General features: G+C 33.9%; 1 protein-coding gene. It reads right to left on the bottom strand.

Annotated features, from left to right (window positions below):
• Positions 1–118: 118 nt before the first annotated feature.
• Complete coding sequence (locus CZ487_RS00015; RefSeq protein ID WP_077210323.1) at positions 119–1,573, bottom strand: IS1182 family transposase; 1,455 nt, start codon at positions 1,571–1,573, stop codon at positions 119–121.
• Positions 1,574–1,688 lie beyond the last annotated feature (115 nt).

The raw sequence follows: 1,688 nt of genomic DNA, 5'->3' as shown, positions 1-1,688 counted from the left end.
GGAGGGCACTGAAAATCCTTCGGATTTTTCGGAGGGATTATAGAAGTGGATCAAAAAACGACCCAGAATTTTATTTTCTGAGTCGTTTTTTGTGTGGATTGGGGTCTATATCCCCTTATTATTGATTCATTAGCTTCAATATTCTTTTTAGATTTACTGTAAATATAGACATTGCACCTTGTAATTCCATGCCTAATAGACCCGAGGATTTTGCAACATTGTACCCGTGCCTGTGTTTTAATTCACTATTTTTAGCCTCTATTTTATATCGTTCTTTAGATTTTTCTTTAAAATACTCACTTTCCTGAAATTTTGCCTGTTCTGTATGCTCGTTTGATTTGATACTTACAGAATAAGTCTTACTTTTAGCCCCTTCTTTATAACATCCTTCTTTAAACGGACAATGTTTACATTTTTCTATATCAAAATAGTACGTAGTTACTTGGTTTCTACCTTCCCCTTTTTTTCCTTGTTTCGCTTTCCTTATAGCCATATGCCCTGCTTTACAGACATACATTCCAGCATCTTTATTAAATTCAAATTCATCCTCTTTTGGACGAAATCCTTGTGTGACAGAAGGGTTTAGTTTAGCTACTAATTTTATTTCATTTTTATTGGCATATTCTATATTTCCCTTTTCAGAATATGCTGCATCACCAATTACAGTTTCAACTTCCATTCCAGCTTCGATACTTTTTTCAATTAGCGCTTCTAATTGCTTTCCGTCATTCTTTTCGCCAGTGGTTATTGTTGCCGCTGTGATAATTCTCTCTTCACTCATGGCAAGGTGTGTTTTGTATCCAAAAAATGCGGAATCCGCACTTTTATGTCCAACTTTTGCGTCTTTATCTTCTGATATCTGTAATTGTTCAACATCATCGGCAACGGTTTCTTCCAGAAGATTTAACTGTTCTTTTACTTTTGGATATTGAACAAGAACTTCTTCCTTTTTAATCACATCAATGAGATCTTGGCAATATTTGATTTCATCCTCTAGTACATCCGTTGTCGTTTTGGATGGAAACTTACTCTTCATATTTTCATCTATTTGATATATCGTTTTTCTCAGTTTTTTGGAACGGTCCATAAGGACCTCTTTAGGAGTTTTTTGGTTATACCGAGCTTTTGTATGGGTGGCATCAACAATAATAGAATTACTTTTGATGACTTCCTTTTCAATAGCTATTTCTACAGTCTTATTGATAAGCAGATCTAAAAGATTAATATCTTTTAACCGTAATTTTCTAAACTTTGTTAAAGAGCTAGGATCAATTACTTGCTCCTCTGGTGCCATGTTGAGAAAGTATTTAAAAGACATGTCATACTTAGAACGTTCTACTATATCAACATCAGATAGGTCATGGACGGTCTTCAAAAATAAATATTTGAACATACGAATAGGGTCAATGGCATTTCGCCCGTTATCCAAGCAATAGTTATCTTTCAATTCTTCATAAACAAAAGAGAAGTCAATTAGTTCATTAATTTTTCGTAACATATTGTCTGCAGGAACGATTAAGTTATAGAGTTCCATATATGGACTTAATGCCATTGATTGTTGTTTTTGAATCATTGAAACCACCCGCTTAAAATTGTTAACCTAATTATAAAACAAAAAGGGAAGGATTCCTCAAAATAATTGAGAAATCCTTCCCTTTTTTCCTTTAAGGGGCTTTTTCAGTGCCCTC

The sequence above is a fragment of the Robertmurraya dakarensis genome (assembly GCF_900156875.1).
Lineage (GTDB): Bacteria > Bacillota > Bacilli > Bacillales > Cytobacillaceae > Robertmurraya > Robertmurraya dakarensis.
This window is presented reverse-complemented; position numbering and strand designations above follow the sequence as displayed.